This window comes from Serratia sp. CY38905, from assembly GCF_052168875.1.
GTDB classification, from domain to species: domain Bacteria; phylum Pseudomonadota; class Gammaproteobacteria; order Enterobacterales; family Enterobacteriaceae; genus Serratia; species Serratia sarumanii.
The window spans coordinates 1-16,058 of the sequence record NZ_JBJNLV010000007.1 but is presented as its reverse complement, the minus strand read 5'-3'; the positions used below and the strand labels follow the sequence as shown (position 1 = coordinate 16,058).

Below are 16,058 nucleotides of genomic sequence, written 5' to 3'. Positions count from 1 at the left end.
CTTTTCTTTAGCTTACCTTTTTATCTTGATGTGTTAATGAAAAACCTCAGGTTATCATTTGTATGATCATGAGCGTAATCTCACTTTATCTTTAGGACTTTATTCCCCCCGATGGTTAGCATCCTGACTATCAAGCCGGCTCATTAAAATCTTTCATTTATGGGTGTGGCTTATAAGAAACGTAAATCAGGAGAAACTGACCATGGCTTCACCCAAGAAAATAGGGCTTATTGCCTGCACCGGCGTCGTCGCCGGTAATATGATGGGGAGCGGGATTGCCTTATTGCCCGCCAACCTGGCGAGTCTCGGATCTATCGCCATTTGGGGATGGGTGATCTCGATTATCGGGGCGATGTCGCTGGCCTATGTGTATGCCCGCCTCGCCACCAAAAACCCGCAGCAGGGCGGCCCTATCGCTTATGCGGGTGAAATTTCCCCGGCCTTCGGTTTCCAGACCGGCGTGCTTTATTACCATGCCAACTGGATCGGTAACCTGGCCATCGGCATTACCGCCGTTTCTTATCTCTCCACCTTCTTCCCGGCGCTGAATAACCCGGTACCTGCCGGCATCGCCTGTATCGCCATCGTGTGGATCTTCACCTTCGTCAACATGCTGGGCGGAACCTGGGTCAGCCGTTTGACCACCCTGGGCCTGGTGCTGGTGCTGATCCCGGTGATCGTGACTGCCACCCTCGGCTGGCACTGGTTTGACGCCGCCACCTACCAGGCTAACTGGAATACCTCTGGCACCACCGACAGCCATGCGGTGATCAAAAGTATCCTGCTGTGCCTGTGGGCGTTTATCGGCGTGGAATCCGCAGCGGTCAGCACCGGCATGGTGAAAAACCCGAAACGCACCGTGCCGCTGGCGACCATGCTCGGCACCGGCCTAGCGGGCATTATCTACATCGCCGCCACTCAGGTGATCAGCGGTATGTTCCCGGCGTCTGAAATGGCCGCCAGCGGCGCGCCGTTCGCCATCAGCGCCTCGGCGATTATGGGCAACTGGGCCGCACCGATGGTTTCCGCCTTCACTGCTTTCGCCTGCCTGACGTCGCTCGGTTCGTGGATGATGCTGGTCGGCCAGGCCGGGGTACGCGCCGCCAACGACGGCAACTTCCCGAAAGTGTACGGCGAGCTGGATAAAAACGGCATTCCGAAGAAAGGCCTGCTGCTGGCCGGCTGCAAAATGACCGCGCTGATGGTGCTGATCACCCTGATGAGCTCCGCCGGCGGCAAAGCGTCCGACCTGTTCGGCGAACTGACCGGCATCGCGGTGCTGCTGACCATGCTGCCTTACTTCTACTCCTGCGTAGACCTGATCCGCTTCGAAGGGGTCAACGTGCGCAACCTGCTGAGCCTGATCGCTTCGGTGTGCGGCTGCGGCTTCTGCTTCATCGCGCTGATGGGCGCCAACTCATTCGAACTGTCCGGCACCTTTATCATCAGCCTGATTATCCTGATGTTCTACGCCCGGAAAATGAATACCCGCCAGGCTGCCAACGCCGCGGCGGTCGATGAAAACACCACGGCCAAAGCGCACTGATTCGCGTCCGCTGACCGACTGAATTTACCCAGCCCCTTTCTTTCCGACCTGTCAGCCGCGACGGGAAGGGGCTTGCTTTGCCAGGAGAAATGCATATGAACGTTATCGCCATCATGAATCACATGGGTGTCTACTTCAAAGAAGAGCCTATCCGTGAACTGCATCAGGCGCTGGAAAGTCTGGATTTCCGCATCGTTTACCCTAACGATCGCGAAGACCTGCTGAAACTGATCGAGAACAACGCCCGCTTGTGCGGGGTGATCTTCGACTGGGACAAATACAACCTGGAGCTGTGCGAAGAGATCAGCCAGCTGAACGAATACATGCCACTGTATGCGTTCGCCAACACCTATTCGACGCTGGACGTCAGCCTGAACGATCTGCGCATGCAGGTGCGCTTCTTCGAATATGCGCTCGGCGCGGCAACCGACATCGCCGCCAAGATCAAACAGAACACCGACGAGTATATCGACACCATCCTGCCGCCGTTGACCAAGGCGCTGTTCAAATACGTGCGCGAAGGCAAATACACCTTCTGTACGCCGGGCCACATGGGCGGCACCGCATTCCAGAAAAGCCCGGTGGGCAGCCTGTTCTACGATTTCTTCGGCCCGAACACCATGAAGTCGGATATCTCGATTTCGGTGTCCGAACTGGGATCGCTGCTGGATCACTCCGGCCCGCACAAAGAGGCGGAAGAGTACATTTCCCGCGTGTTCAACGCCGAACGCAGCTACATGGTCACCAACGGCACCTCCACCGCCAACAAGATCGTCGGCATGTATTCGGCGCCGGCGGGCAGCACGGTGCTGATTGACCGTAACTGCCACAAGTCACTGACTCACCTGATGATGATGAGCGACATCACGCCGATCTACTTCCGCCCGACCCGCAACGCCTACGGCATCCTCGGCGGCATTCCGCAGAGCGAGTTCCAGCGCGCCACCATCGCCAAACGCGTGAAGGAGACCCCGAACGCCACCTGGCCGGTGCATGCGGTGATCACCAACTCCACCTATGACGGCCTGCTGTACAACACCGACTTTATCAAGAACACCCTGGACGTGAAGTCTATCCACTTCGATTCCGCCTGGGTGCCTTACACCAACTTCCACCCGATCTATAAAGGCAAGTGCGGCATGAGCGGCGGCCGCGTGGAGGGCAAGGTGATCTATGAAACCCAGTCCACCCACAAGCTGCTGGCGGCCTTCTCGCAGGCTTCGATGATTCACGTGAAGGGCGACATCAACGAAGAAACCTTCAACGAAGCCTACATGATGCACACCACCACCTCGCCGCACTACGGCATCGTGGCGTCGACCGAAACCGCCGCGGCGATGATGAAAGGCAACGCCGGCAAGCGCCTGATCAACGGCTCCATCGAACGCGCGATCAAGTTCCGCAAAGAGATCAAACGCCTGAAAGTCGAGTCCGACGGCTGGTTCTTCGACGTCTGGCAGCCGGAGCATATCGATGAGCCGGAATGCTGGCCGCTGCGCTCCGACAGCGCCTGGCACGGTTTCAAGAACATCGACAATGAACACATGTACCTCGATCCGATCAAGGTCACCATTCTGACGCCGGGGATGAGCAAGGAAGGCGAGATGCAGCCGTTCGGCATCCCGGCCAGCATCGTGGCGAAATACCTCGACGAACGCGGCATCATCGTCGAGAAAACCGGGCCGTACAACCTGCTGTTCCTGTTCAGCATCGGCATCGACAAAACCAAGGCGCTCAGCCTGCTGCGCGCGATGACCGACTTCAAACGCTCGTTCGATCTGAACCTGCGGGTGAAAAACATGCTGCCTTCGCTGTATCACGAAGCGCCTGATTTCTATGAAAACATGCGCATTCAGGATCTGGCGCAGAACATTCACCGCCTGGTGGAGCAGCACAACCTGCCGGACCTGATGTATCGCGCGTTCGAAGTGCTGCCAACCATGGTGATGAACCCGTACCAGGCGTTCCAGAAAGAGCTGCACGGCGAAGTGGAAGAAGTCTATCTGGAAGAGATGGTCGGCAAGGTCAACGCCAATATGATCCTCCCATACCCACCGGGCGTGCCGCTGGTGATGCCGGGCGAAATGCTGACCGAGGAGAGCCGGCCGGTGCTGGAGTTCCTGCAGATGCTGTGCGAAATCGGCGCGCATTATCCGGGCTTTGAAACCGACATTCACGGCGCCTATCGTCAGGCGGACGGACGTTATCGGGTGAAAGTGCTGAAGGCGAAATAACCGCAGCCAATAACAGGGGAGGCGCTCGCGCTTCCCCTTTGCCGTTCACCGACTGATGGGAGACCTCCATGAAAACACCCTCACAGCCGCGCGCAATCTACTATGTCGTAGCCATACAAATTTGGGAATATTTCAGCTTTTACGGCATGCGTGCGTTACTGATTCTCTATCTGACCCACCAACTCGGCTATACCGACAGCCACGCCATCGATCTCTACAGCGCTTACGCTTCGTTAGTTTACGTCACTCCTATTTTGGGCGGCTGGCTCGCCGACCGCCTGCTGGGCAATCGCGTCGCAGTGATCGCCGGCGCGGCGCTGATGACGCTGGGGCATATTGTGCTCGGCCTGAGCGCGGTCTCCGCCCAGTCGCTCTATCTGGCGCTGGCGATCATCATCTGCGGCTACGGCCTGTTCAAATCCAATATCAGCTGCCTGCTGGGCGAACTGTATCCGGCGCACGACTCGCGCCGCGAAGGGGGCTTCTCGCTGCTGTACGCCGCCGGCAACGTCGGTTCCATTTTGGCGCCGATCGCCTGCGGGTTGGCGGCCGAGCGCTATGGCTGGCACGTCGGCTTTGCGTTGGCCGGGATCGGCATGTTCGCCGGCCTGGCGATCTTCCTGCTCGGCGGGCGCCACTTCCGCCATACCCGCGGCGTGAATGCACCGCTGATGCGCGCCAAAAGCCTGGGTTTGCCGCACTGGGGTTGGCTGTTGGCGGCGCTGCTGGCATCGCCGCTGTTCTTCACGCTGCTGTTTGTGCACGACTGGGCCGGCTATTTGCTCGGGCTGGTGTGCGTGGCGGCGGTGGTGCTGGTGGCACGCATTATGCTGCGTGCGGACGCCGGCCAGCGCCGGGGGCTGTGGCAGATTGTTGTGCTGATGCTGCTGGGCACGCTGTTCTGGGCTTTCGCCCAGCAGGGCGGCAGCTCCATCAGCCTGTTTATCGATCACTTCGTCGATCGGCGCTGGTTCGGCTGGACGGTGCCGACCGCGCTGTTCCAGTCGGTTAATGCCTGCGCGGTGATGCTGGGCGGCGTGGCGCTGGCATGGCTGGCGAACGGCGACGGTACGGGCGATCGCACGCTGCGCATTTGGTGCAAGTTCGCCTTCGGTCTGCTGTTGATCGGCGTCGGCTTTACGCTGATGGCACTCAATACGCGGCTGCACGGGCCGGGATCGATGGGGCTGATGATCGCCGGCCTGGCGGTGATGGGCTTCGCCGAACTGTTTATCGATCCGGTGGCGATGGCGCAGATCACCCGGCTGAATATCCCCGGCGCCACCGGCGTGCTGACCGGCATCTATATGCTGGCGACCGGCTCGATCGCCAACTATCTGGCGGGCATTATCGCCAATCAGACCGCCGAGGATCACATCGAGGGGGCGGCGATGCAGGCGTATGGCCGCATTTTCGCCCAGATTGGCTGGGGAGCGGCCGGATGCGCGCTGGCGGTGATCGCGGTGCTGGGCGGTTGGTGGCTGCTGACGCGGCGCCAGGCACGGACGGTTAATGCTTGATTGATGACGGTAGGCGGGGTTAACGTGCAGCTATGTAGAAGTGACAAAGCCTACCGATGAATACTGATCAATTAACGACGCAGGTGGCAGACCAGTTGGGCGCGCAGCAGCGGCTGCTGGTGGCGTTCAGCGGCGGCCTGGATTCCAGCGTACTGCTGCATGTGCTGGCGACGTTGCGCCGCCGGCGTCCGGGAATGCAACTGCGCGCGCTGCATGTGCATCACGGCCTGAGCGCCTTCGCCGACCGCTGGGTTGAGCATTGCCGCAGCCGCTGCGCCGACTGGCAGATCCCGCTGACGGTGACGCACGTGCAGGTGGACGCCCGCCAGGGCGGCATCGAAGCGGCGGCGCGCGCGGCGCGCTATGCCGCCTTCAGCGCCGCGCTAACGGAGGGCGAAGCGCTGCTCACCGCCCAACACCTCGACGATCAAAGCGAAACCTTCCTGCTGGCGCTCAAGCGCGGCAGCGGGCCGGCGGGGCTGTCGGCGATGGCGGCGCGCGCGGCGTTGGGCGAGCACCTGCTGTTGCGGCCGCTGTTGGGTTGCTCACGCCAGACGCTGGAAAGCTACGCGCAACGCCACGCCTTAACCTGGATAGATGACGACAGCAATCAGGACACGCGCTTCGATCGCAATTTCCTGCGCTTGCAGGTGTTGCCGCAGCTCAACCAGCGCTGGCCGCACTTCGCCTCGGCGGTGGCGCGCAGCGCCGGCCTGTGCGCCGAGCAGGAGCAGCTGCTGGACGAACTGCTGGCGGAACCGTTGCAAAGCCTGTTGGCGGCGGATCGCTCATTGGCGATCGACGGCCTGACGGACTGTTCGCCGGTGCGGCGCTTCGCCTTGCTGCGGCGCTGGATCGCGTTGTTTAACGTCACCATGCCGGCGCGTGAGCAGCTTCAGCGCCTGTGGGAGGAGGTGGCGCTCAGCCGGGAGGATGCCGAACCGCAGCTGCAGCTCGGCGCCTATCAGATTCGCCGTTTCCGCGGCCGGTTGCACCTGTTGCCGCCGCTGGCGGCGCTGCGCGATGTACATCTGCCCTGGCAGCCTGATCAGCCGCTGGCGCTGCCGGACGGGCTGGGGCGGCTTGTCGCCGGTGAGGGCGAGCTGGCGCTGCGCGCGCCGCAGCCGTCGCAGCGGATCAGCATTCGTTTCGGCGGCGTGCAGGGCGCGGTGCGCATCGTGGGGCGCGCCCATTCGCGGCCGATAAAAAAATTGTGGCAGGAGCTGGGGATCCCGCCCTGGCAGCGTGAACGCATCCCGTTGATTTATTATGATGAGCAGCTGATCGCCGCGCTGGGCGTATTCGTCTGTGAGGCGGGGCAGGTGCCGGAAGGCGAACGTCCGTGGCGGCTGCGCTGGGAAAAAAATCATAATCGCGAGGAGCAATAATGAAGTTTGTGGGGATCACGCTGTTGGCCGCCGGCCTGTTCAGCCTGCCGGCGTTGGCGGCGGGGGATGCGGCGGCCGGCCAGGCGAAAGCCGCCGCCTGTGCTGCGTGTCACGGCGCGCAGGGCAAGGTGACGGTGCCGATGTACCCGAATCTGGCCGGGCAGAATGCCATGTACCTGCAGCACGCGCTGCAGGCGTACAAGAAAGGGGAGCGCAACGGCGGCCAGGCCGAGGTGATGAAGGCCTACGTGTCGGGGCTGTCGGATGACGATATCGCCGATCTGGCGGCCTTTTACGCCAGCCTGAAGCCGTAAATGACGAGGGCAGCCGTTGGGCTGCCCTGTTGGGATGGGGTTACCGCTGCTCAGTCCGACAGACTGACGACCACGGTACCGATTTCCGGATGACTGAAACTGCTGATATGGTCCAGACGCAGGTCGCGCTGTTGGCCATTCTGTTCGATGGTCAGATACTCAACGCGTTTCTTTTGCAGCAGGTCGATCGCCTTGGCCTCGATCACTTCTCCGTCGCGTAACTCCAGCTTCAGAATAAGTTTATGCTGACAGGCGAGTTCCAGGTTGTCGTAGTCATCGCAATTGATGGGTTGGTACTCATCATTCATCAACATAGTCGCTCACCAATAAGTTAGCGGCGGCAAAGGCCGCCTGTTCCCTAACGGAGGACGGTAGCGCATCGTTCGCTGCGACATCGTCCAATGCCTTTAACGCACAAGCCAGCGCATCGGGCACGTAGCCAAGATCTCCACTGCCAATCTCGGCGTAAGTACGGCGTACTAACTCACAGTATTGTTGCACAGTTTCCTCCCTTAAGAACCTCTGCATCATCAAGACTACTATCGCGATGAGGCGCAGGCTCTTGGAGTTTTATCCTATCCCAGACGACTATAGCACAGCTGTTATGGAGTTATCAGCACCCCGGCATGCCTTTCGCACTGCCGCGGCCGGGCCGCGCTGGCGGCGTTCGGCCCTGATCAAGTACACTGTCGCCGGATAATAACGAGGTCACCCATGGCGCTGAAAGCAACCATTTATAAAGCCGCGGTCAATATCGCTGATATGGATCGTCACTTCTACCACGACGCCGCATTGACGCTGGCGCAACACCCGTCCGAAAACGAGCAGCGCATGATGCTGCGCCTGTTGGCCTGGATCTGCCATGCCGACGAGCGGCTGGTGTTCACCAAAGGGCTGAGCGCCGACGACGAGCCGGAGATCTGGCAGCGCAACGACCACAATGGGCTGGAAATGTGGATCGAGATGGGGTTGCCCGACGAAAAACGCATCCGCAAGGCCTGCAACCAGTCGCCGCGCGTGGTGCTGTACGCTTACGGCGAGCGCGCCGCACACGTGTGGTGGCAGGGAATGCAGGGCAAGGTGGCCGGCTACAAGAACCTGAGCGTGCGTTTCCTCGACGACGAACAGCTGGCGCGCCTGACGGCGCTGGCCAGCCGCACCATGACGCTGCAGGCGACGTTGCAGGAGGGAACTATTTGGCTGTCCGATGCTCAGAATAGTCTGGAAATCCAGTTTGCCGAGTGGCAGCAGGCACAGGTGTAACCGGTGCTGGAACTGTCAAGAAACGTCGCCATACCGGATAATGAGCTGGAATTGACGGCGATCCGCGCGCAGGGCGCGGGCGGCCAGCACGTGAACAAAACCTCAACGGCGATCCATTTGCGCTTTGACATCCGGGCATCCAGCCTGCCAGAGTATTATAAGGAACGGCTGCTGGCGCTGAATCATCATCTTATTACCGCTGATGGCGTGGTGATTATCAAGGCGCAAGAGTATCGCAGTCAGGAATTGAATCGCGAAGCGGCGTTGGCCAGGCTGGCCGCGCTGATTCGGCAGGCGATGGTGGTGGAAAAAACGCGCAAGGCGACCAAGCCCACAAAAGGGGCCAAACTGCGTCGCCTGGAAGGCAAGGCGCGTAAAGGCGCCACCAAGGCGCTGCGTGGCAAGGTTCGCACTTAGGAATACATGAACACAGTAGGAGAATAACTGTGAAAAAAATTACGGTAGCCCTGTTCCTCGCGGCAGGCGCACTCTCGTTGTTGGGATGCAACAATCATTATCAGCCGAAGGAACAACCGCTGCAGCCAATGCCGCAGAGCTATCAAGGGGTGTTGCCTTGCGCCGATTGCGGCGGTCTGGAGACGGCGCTGTTCCTGGATGAGGACGGCACCTTCGTGCTGCAGGAAACCTATCGCGGCACCAAAGACGGCGATCAGACCTTTGCCGACTACGGCAAATGGGCGCGCACCGCGGATAAGCTGGTGCTGACCGACAGCAACGGCGAGAAACGCTATTTCCGCCCGGTGGGCAAGAGCCTGGAAATGCTGGATCGCAGCGGCGTGCCGATCGAGTCCAAGCTGAATTACCGTCTGGATCCGGTTGAGAAGCCGTTGCCTAAAACGCCGATGACGCTGAAAGGCAGCTACACCTATATGGCGGACGCGGCGGTCTTCAAGGACTGCGCTACCGGCAAAACCTTCCCGGTGGACAACAATATCGCGCTGGAGCAAGGTTACGCCAAAGCATACAAGACCGCCGGCGAGCCGGTATTCCTGACGTTCAGCGCGCACTTCAGCGTGCAGCCGTCGATGGAGGAAGGTCTGACCGAGAAGGCGCTGGTGCCGGACGGCAAAATCGTGTTTGACCGCAGCAAGAACTGCAGCAGCAAATAAGCGATTTCGGATATAAAAAAACCCGCCTAGGCGGGTTTTTTACTTTCTGGCATTCGTCGTTTAGCGTTTGATCTGGCCCAGCAGGAAATCAACGATTTCGCCGGTTTTGATCATTTGCTTCTCGCCGACGCGGCGGTTCTTGTACTCGATCTCTTCGTTGTCGAGATTGCGGTCGCCGATAACGATAGAGTGCGGCACGCCGATCAGCTCCATATCCGCGAACATCACGCCCGGGCGCTCTTTGCGGTCATCGAGGATCACGTCGATGCCGTGGGAGCGCAGGGTGTTGTACAGCTCTTCGGCCAGCGCCTGCACGCGGAACGACTTGTGCATGTTCATCGGCAGGATAGCGACCTGGAACGGCGCGATGGCGTCCGGCCAGATGATGCCGCGTTCGTCGTGGTTCTGCTCAATGGCGGCGGCCACGACGCGCGTAACCCCGATGCCGTAGCAACCCATGGTCAGCACCTGGTTGCGGCCGTCTTCGCCCTGCACGGTCGCTTTCATCGCTTCCGAGTACTTGGTGCCGAGCTGGAAGATATGGCCCACTTCGATGCCGCGTTTGATCAGCAGCGTGCCCTGACCGTCCGGGCTGGCGTCGCCGTCCACCACGTTACGGATATCGGCCACCTGCGGCAGCGGCAGATCGCGCTCCCAGTTGATGCCGAAGTAGTGTTTGCCGTCGACGTTGGCGCCGGCGCCAAAGTCGCTCATCGCCGCCACGCTGCGGTCGGCTACCACCGGCATCGGCAGGTTGACCGGGCCGAGTGAACCCGGGCCGGCGCCGACGATGGCGCGAATTTCTTCTTCAGTGGCGAAGGTCAGCGGCGTGGCAACCTGCGCCAGCTTCTCGGCCTTGACTTCGTTCAGCTCGTGATCGCCGCGCACCAGCAGGGCAACCAGCTTGTGGCCGCTCTCTTCGGTGGCGCGCACCATCAGCGTCTTCACGGTTTTTTCCACCGGCAGCTGGAACTGATCGACCAGCTCAACGATGGTTTTGGCGTTCGGCGTATCCACCAGACGCAATTCTTCGCCGGCCGCCGCGCGTGGAGCCGCCGGCGCGACTGCTTCTGCCAGCTCGATGTTGGCGGCGAAGTCGGAACCGGTGGAGAACACAATATCGTCTTCACCGCTGTCTGCCAGCACCTGGAATTCGTGCGAGGCGCTGCCGCCGATCGAGCCGGTATCGGCCTGCACCGGGCGGAAATCCAGGCCCATGCGGCTGAAGATTTTGCTGTACGCTTCGTACATCGCGTCGTAAGTCTCTTGCAGAGACTCCTGCGAGGTATGGAAGGAGTAGGCATCCTTCATCAGGAACTCACGGGAACGCATTACACCGAAACGCGGGCGCACTTCATCACGGAACTTGGTCTGGATCTGGAAGAAGTTCAGCGGCAGCTGTTTGTACGAGCTGATCTCGTTGCGGATCAGATCGGTGATCACTTCTTCATGCGTCGGGCCCAGCACGAACGGACGATCGCCGCGGTCGACGAAGCGCAGCAGCTCGGGGCCGTATTGCTCCCAACGGCCGCTTTCCTGCCACAGATCGGCAGGCTGAACCACCGGCATGGACACTTCGATCGCGTTAGCATTGTTCATTTCTTCGCGAACGATGTTTTCAACCTTTTTCAGAACGCGCAGGCCGGTCGGCAGCCAGGTGTAAAGACCGGAGGCCAGCTTGCGGATCATCCCGGCGCGCAGCATCAGCTGGTGGCTGATCACTTCGGCGTCGGCAGGTGTCTCCTTCAATGTGGAGAGCAGATATTGGCTAGTACGCATGGTGTTTTGGTTCCGTTAGAACTGCAAATTGCATCGGGCTGCCAGAGTGGCGGCCAAAAGTGACAAAAGTGGTTTAGTTTACCAGCGCGAGCGGGTCGCCAAAAGAGAGGCGGCGGAATTTTAACGCGGGTCGAGCGCCAACACTTCGGTATGACCGTCCACGACGCGCCAGCGCACGTTGAAATCCAGCAGCCAGACGGCGTAATCCCGTTCGACGTCCTCTCCTTTACGATAGGCGGGACGGGGATCTTGCGCCAGCACCTGGCTGATAAAACGCCTTAATTGCGGATAACGCGCCTGATGTTGCTGCAGCTGCTGCTCGGCCTGAGGCGCGAAACGCACCGGCATATCGCCGGCGGGCGCGGCCTGGGCAAAACCGGCGCGGGCCTGCGGTTGGCTCTCGGCGAACGGCAGATACGGCTTGATGTCCACCACCGGGGTGCCGTCGACCAGATCGAGGCTGCCCAGCTCCAGCGCCACTTCGCCGTTTTTCACCCGCACGCCTTTTAGCTCAATGAGGGACATGCCGAGCGGGTTGGGGCGGAAAGTGGAGCGGGTGGCGAATACGCCCATGCGGGCATTGCCGCCTAAACGCGGCGGGCGCACCGTCGGCCGCCAGCCGCCTTCCAGGGTTTGATGGAAAATGAACATCACCCACAGATGGCTGAAATCGCTGAGGCCGCGTACCGCCTCCGCCTGGTTGTAAGGTGGCAGCAGCAGCAGTTCGCCGCCACCGTCTTCGACCAGCCCCGGCTGGCGGGGAACGGCGAATTTTTCTTTATACGGCGAGCGGATCACGCCGATCTGCTCGAAAACGAATTCGGTCATTTGGACGAGACGTTAAGCGCCGAGCCCTGGCAGACGGCCTGCTGGTAACAACCGGCGACACCGCTGACAATCTGGCAGTCGTGCAGCAGCACGGCGTTGGCCTTCATGTAAGACGCGCGGATCTGCATGCGTTTACGGGCGGTAGCCAGATTCGGTGGGGAGTCTTGTACGGTGGTTTGGCACGATTCGCCGGACACTTCACCCAGATCGCGGAATGGCTTGCCCACGAGCTCTTCTGCACTTTTGTACAGTTTTACCGGAGCGGGGCGGGCGGCCGGCGTGGTCTTGGCCGGAGCGGTAGTGGTCGGCTTGCTGGTGCTGTTTGTTGAGGACGGCGCGATACGTTGCGATGAACATCCGGCCAGCGCGAGCGCTAACAAACAGAGAGGTAAAACACGCATTGAGATTCCTCTGCCTTAATGAAAGTGGCGCTATTGAAGCAATCTATGGCGGAAATAACAAGACGGGCCTTGGCCCGTCTTGCAATTATAGGAATAAAATTGGCGAATAAGCGCTTACCAGCCTTTCACCGCACCGCCGTTGAAGATTTTGTTGGCGGCGGCGTCCACTTCGTCAGACTGATAGGCCTGCACGAATTTCTTCACGTTTTCCGCATCTTTGTTATCTTCGCGCGCAACCAGCAGGTTGACGTAAGGCGAGTCTTTATCTTCCACGAACAGGCCGTCTTTCGCCGGCGTCAGACCGATCTGGCTGGCGTAGGTGGTGTTGATCACCGCCAGCGCGATCTGCTGATCGTCCAGAGAACGCGGCAGCTGAGGCGCTTCCAGCTCAACCAGCTTCAGGTTTTTCGGGTTCTCGGTCACGTCCAGCACGGTCGGCAGCAGGCCAACGCCGTCTTTCAGTTTGATCAGGCCGACTTTCTGCAGCAGCAGCAGCGAACGGCCCAGGTTGGTCGGATCGTTAGGCAGTGCGATCTGAGAACCCTCTTTCAGCTCGTCCAGCGATTTGATTTTCTTGGAGTAACCGGCGATCGGGTAAACAAAGGTGTTGCCGACCGGCACCAGCTTGTAGCCGCGATCTTTGATCTGCTGGTCCAGGTATGGCTTGTGCTGGAAGGCATTCAGATCGATATCGCCTTTGCTCAGCGCTTCGTTAGGCAGCACGTAGTCGTTGAAAGTGACCAGTTCAACGTCCAGACCGTATTTCTCTTTCGCCACTTTCTGAGCGACTTCAGCTACTTGCTGTTCAGCGCCGACGATCACGCCGACCTTGATGTGGTTTGGATTTTTTTCATCCTGGCCGCAGCCCGCCAGAGCCAGAGTACCGATCAGTGCGCCAATTGCCGCGATGGATTTAAATTTTAACGACATATCCCTTCCTCATTAGACTCGCATTAACATGCTGTGAAACTATTTATGGGTAACGGCTTTGACGATGCGATCGCCGCAGAACTGGATCAGATAAACCAAAACTACCAGTAATACTAATACGGTATTCATCACTGTGGCGTTATAACCGATATAACCGTATTGGTAACCGATTTGGCCCAGACCGCCGGCGCCGACCGCGCCGCCCATGGCGGAGTAGCCCACCAGGGTGATCAGCGTGATGGTTGCAGCGTTGACCAGGCCCGGCAGGGCTTCCGGCAGCAACACTTTCTTGATGATCTGCATCGGCGTGGCGCCCATGGCGCGCGCCGCTTCCACCAGACCGGACGGGATCTCCAGCAGGGCGTTTTCCACCATGCGCGCGATGAACGGCGCGGCGCCCACGGTCAACGGCACGATGGCCGCCTGCAGACCGATAGAGGTGCCGACGATCATGCGGGTAAATGGAATCATCCAAACCAGCAGGATAATGAACGGGATAGAACGGAAGATGTTCACCAGCCCGGACAGGATTTTATACAGCGAGTTGTTGGCGATGATCTGCCCCGGGCGGGTGACATACAACAGCACGCCTACCGGCAGGCCGAGCACGAAACCGAAGAAGCCGGAGACAAAGGTCATCATGACGGTTTCCCACACGCCACGCGCCATCAACCACATCATTGCCTCAGACATAACCCAGAACCTCTACTTTTACCTGATTTTCCTGCAGGAACTTAATCGTCGCCAGCGCGTCTTCGTCGCTGCCGTGCAACTCCGCCAGCATCACGCCGAATTTCACGCCGCCGGCATAATCCATCTGGGCGCTGATAATGTTGTTGTTCACGTTGAAGCGGCGAGCGGCTTCAGACAGCAGCGGCGCATCGACCGACTGGCCGGTGAACTCCAGGCGCAGCAGCGGTTGGCGGTCGCCCTGACGCTCCGGCGACAGGCGCGCGGCGTAGTCGTCCGGGATATCCAGATGCAATGTGGACTGAATGAACTGCTGGGCCAGCGGGGTTTTCGGGTGCGAGAACACTTCGCTGACGCTGTCTTTTTCGATCAGTTGCCCCTGGCTGATGACCGCGACCTGGTCGCAGATGCGTTTCACCACGTCCATTTCATGGGTGATCAGCAGAATGGTCAGGCCCAGCCGGCGGTTGATGTCTTTCAGCAGTTCCAGGATGGAACGGGTGGTGGCCGGATCCAACGCGCTGGTGGCTTCATCGCACAGCAGCACTTTAGGATTGCTGGCCAGCGCGCGGGCGATCGCCACGCGCTGTTTCTGGCCGCCGGACAGATTGGCCGGGTAGGCGTCGTGCTTGTCCGCCAGGCCGACCAGCTCCAGCAGTTCGGTCACGCGCTTTTTGATCTCGGCGCGCGGCGTATTGTCCAGCTCCAGCGGCAGCGCCACGTTGCCGAACACCGTGCGGGAAGAGAGCAGGTTGAAGTGCTGGAAGATCATGCCGATTTGGCGACGGGCGCGCGTCAGTTCGCTTTCCGACAGCGAGGTCAGATCCTGACCATCGACCAGCACCTGGCCGGACGTTGGGCGCTCCAGCATGTTGGCGCAGCGAATCAGCGTGCTTTTACCGGCGCCGGAGGAACCGATGACGCCATAGATTTGCCCGGCAGGGACGTGAAGGGTCACGTCAGAGAGCGCGGTAATGGTGCGCGAACCCTGCTGGAACACTTTAGTGATGTTAGAAAGTTTAATCATATTCTTCTTATTTTAGCGTGGTTGCCCGTGGCTAGATAAAAGTAAACCTCGGCGTGGAACCAAGGTATGGATCAGATGTTAAGGCGTCTAGACGTCCAAGTCAACGACCTGCGACGTTCTCCGGCGTTCTCAGCGTGGGGTAAAACATGCGATACTGTCAGCGTATACAGGCCCTCAGGAGCAAAGCGGTGACACAAAGCGTTCCAGCAATTTTTCTCGATCGTGACGGTACGATTAACGTTGACCATGGCTATGTCCATGAAATCGACAACTTCCACTTTATTGACGGCGTGATTGACGCCTGTCGCGAACTCAAAAAGATGGGCTTCGCGCTGGTAATGGTGACCAACCAGTCCGGCATTGCGCGCGGCAAATTCAGCGAAGACCAATTCATGTACCTGACCGAGTGGATGGACTGGTCGCTGGCCGATCGCGACGTTGACTTCGACGGCATCTATTTCTGCCCGCACCATCCGGAGGCGGTAGTAGAAGAGTATCGTCAGGTGTGTGACTGCCGTAAACCGCAGCCGGGCATGCTGCTGCAAGCACAGCAGGAATTGAACATCGATATGGCCGCTTCTTATATGGTGGGCGATAAACCGGAAGATATGCAGGCGGCGATCGCGGCCGGCGTCGGCACCAAGGTGCTGGTGCGTACCGGCAAGCCGGTGACGGAGCAGGGCGAAAAGCTGGCCGATTGGGTGCTAAATAGCCTGGCGGACCTGCCTGAAGCCATCAAAAAGCGGGTTTAATAGGCGTTACGAATGAATAGTGAGCGGTCAGATAAAAAATGCATATTATCGCTTGTCATTCTGAACCGGCTCCCTATAATGCGCCTCCATCGACACGGAACATGTGAACAACTTCACAGAGTGTCCGGGGGTCGCAAAGAAAAAATCCTGAAAATTAGGGTTGACTCTGAAAGAGGAAAGCGTAATATACGCCACCTCGAGTTAGCAAGCGAAAGCGCCTAACTCACTGCTCTTTAACAATTTATCAGACAATCTG

Annotated in this window: 17 protein-coding genes; 9 read left to right on the top strand and 8 right to left on the bottom strand. The window is 59.4% G+C overall.

From position 1 onward, the window contains the following. Positions 1–202: 202 nt before the first annotated feature. The 5 genes from cadB (at position 203) to ACJ8MK_RS15805 (ending at position 7,002) form a co-directional block, all read left to right on the top strand. Positions 203–1,546, top strand: coding sequence for a cadaverine/lysine antiporter (cadB, locus tag ACJ8MK_RS15825; protein ID WP_033635727.1), 1,344 nt, complete (start codon positions 203–205; stop codon positions 1,544–1,546). Between the two features lie 95 nt (positions 1,547–1,641). Continuing rightward, positions 1,642–3,780: a lysine decarboxylase CadA gene (cadA, locus tag ACJ8MK_RS15820; protein ID WP_043139919.1), complete on the top strand. Its 2,139-nt coding sequence runs from the start codon at positions 1,642–1,644 to the stop codon at positions 3,778–3,780. A 68-nt stretch (positions 3,781–3,848) separates the two neighbouring features. After that, positions 3,849–5,300, top strand: coding sequence for a dipeptide permease DtpD (gene dtpD / locus ACJ8MK_RS15815; RefSeq protein WP_060431468.1), 1,452 nt, complete (start codon positions 3,849–3,851; stop codon positions 5,298–5,300). A 56-nt stretch (positions 5,301–5,356) separates the two neighbouring features. Further along, complete coding sequence (gene tilS, locus ACJ8MK_RS15810; protein WP_442517881.1) at positions 5,357–6,688, top strand: tRNA lysidine(34) synthetase TilS; 1,332 nt, start codon at positions 5,357–5,359, stop codon at positions 6,686–6,688. Continuing rightward, complete coding sequence (locus ACJ8MK_RS15805; protein ID WP_033635721.1) at positions 6,688–7,002, top strand: c-type cytochrome; 315 nt, start codon at positions 6,688–6,690, stop codon at positions 7,000–7,002. The genes tilS and ACJ8MK_RS15805 overlap by 1 nt, the downstream gene beginning before the upstream one ends. A 50-nt stretch (positions 7,003–7,052) precedes the next feature. On the opposite strand, the gene rof is transcribed toward ACJ8MK_RS15805, so the two are convergent. Next, positions 7,053–7,316, bottom strand: coding sequence for a Rho-binding antiterminator (rof, locus tag ACJ8MK_RS15800; RefSeq protein WP_004931991.1), 264 nt, complete (start codon positions 7,314–7,316; stop codon positions 7,053–7,055). After that, a complete protein-coding gene (locus tag ACJ8MK_RS15795) occupies positions 7,303–7,503 on the bottom strand; it encodes a YaeP family protein (protein WP_004931993.1) in 201 nt (66 codons plus the stop codon). Before ACJ8MK_RS15795 ends, rof begins: the two co-directional genes overlap by 14 nt. A gap of 213 nt (positions 7,504–7,716) precedes the next feature. Between ACJ8MK_RS15795 and ACJ8MK_RS15790 the strand changes: the two genes are divergently transcribed. Genes ACJ8MK_RS15790 through nlpE form a run of 3 tightly spaced genes read left to right on the top strand, consistent with a single transcriptional unit; the run spans position 7,717 to position 9,395 of the window. After that, a complete protein-coding gene (locus ACJ8MK_RS15790) occupies positions 7,717–8,265 on the top strand; it encodes a YaeQ family protein (RefSeq protein WP_033655311.1) in 549 nt (182 codons plus the stop codon). A gap of 3 nt (positions 8,266–8,268) precedes the next feature. After that, positions 8,269–8,682, top strand: a complete 414-nt coding sequence (gene arfB, locus ACJ8MK_RS15785; RefSeq protein WP_028127523.1) for an alternative ribosome rescue aminoacyl-tRNA hydrolase ArfB — start codon at positions 8,269–8,271, stop codon at positions 8,680–8,682. A gap of 29 nt (positions 8,683–8,711) precedes the next feature. Beyond that, positions 8,712–9,395, top strand: coding sequence for an envelope stress response activation lipoprotein NlpE (gene nlpE, locus ACJ8MK_RS15780; RefSeq protein ID WP_033655310.1), 684 nt, complete (start codon positions 8,712–8,714; stop codon positions 9,393–9,395). A 60-nt stretch (positions 9,396–9,455) separates the two neighbouring features. Here the strand turns inward: nlpE and proS are convergent, their stop codons facing one another. The 6 genes from proS to metN all read right to left on the bottom strand — a co-directional run bounded on the left by proS (position 9,456) and on the right by metN (position 15,050). Then, a complete protein-coding gene (gene proS / locus ACJ8MK_RS15775; protein WP_033655309.1) occupies positions 9,456–11,174 on the bottom strand; it encodes a proline--tRNA ligase in 1,719 nt (572 codons plus the stop codon). A 120-nt stretch (positions 11,175–11,294) separates the two neighbouring features. Next, positions 11,295–12,002, bottom strand: a complete 708-nt coding sequence (gene tsaA / locus ACJ8MK_RS15770) for a tRNA (N6-threonylcarbamoyladenosine(37)-N6)-methyltransferase TrmO (RefSeq protein WP_039569840.1) — start codon at positions 12,000–12,002, stop codon at positions 11,295–11,297. Continuing rightward, positions 11,999–12,403, bottom strand: a complete 405-nt coding sequence (gene rcsF, locus ACJ8MK_RS15765) for an Rcs stress response system protein RcsF (protein ID WP_025304011.1) — start codon at positions 12,401–12,403, stop codon at positions 11,999–12,001. The genes tsaA and rcsF overlap by 4 nt, the downstream gene beginning before the upstream one ends. 114 nt (positions 12,404–12,517) lie before the next feature. After that, positions 12,518–13,333: a MetQ/NlpA family lipoprotein gene (locus ACJ8MK_RS15760; protein ID WP_004932008.1), complete on the bottom strand. Its 816-nt coding sequence runs from the start codon at positions 13,331–13,333 to the stop codon at positions 12,518–12,520. Between the two features lie 39 nt (positions 13,334–13,372). Continuing rightward, positions 13,373–14,026 carry a methionine ABC transporter permease MetI gene (locus ACJ8MK_RS15755; RefSeq protein ID WP_004932010.1) on the bottom strand — a complete coding sequence of 218 codons (654 nt, stop codon included), beginning with the start codon at positions 14,024–14,026 and terminating at the stop codon, positions 13,373–13,375. Then, positions 14,019–15,050, bottom strand: a complete 1,032-nt coding sequence (gene metN, locus ACJ8MK_RS15750) for a methionine ABC transporter ATP-binding protein MetN (protein ID WP_004932012.1) — start codon at positions 15,048–15,050, stop codon at positions 14,019–14,021. Before metN ends, ACJ8MK_RS15755 begins: the two co-directional genes overlap by 8 nt. Before the next feature lie 188 nt (positions 15,051–15,238). Here metN and gmhB point away from each other — a divergent pair, with 188 nt between their 5' ends. Next, entirely contained in the window at positions 15,239–15,802 is a 564-nt protein-coding gene (gmhB, locus tag ACJ8MK_RS15745) for a D-glycero-beta-D-manno-heptose 1,7-bisphosphate 7-phosphatase (RefSeq protein ID WP_033635715.1), read from the top strand. Positions 15,803–16,058 lie beyond the last annotated feature (256 nt).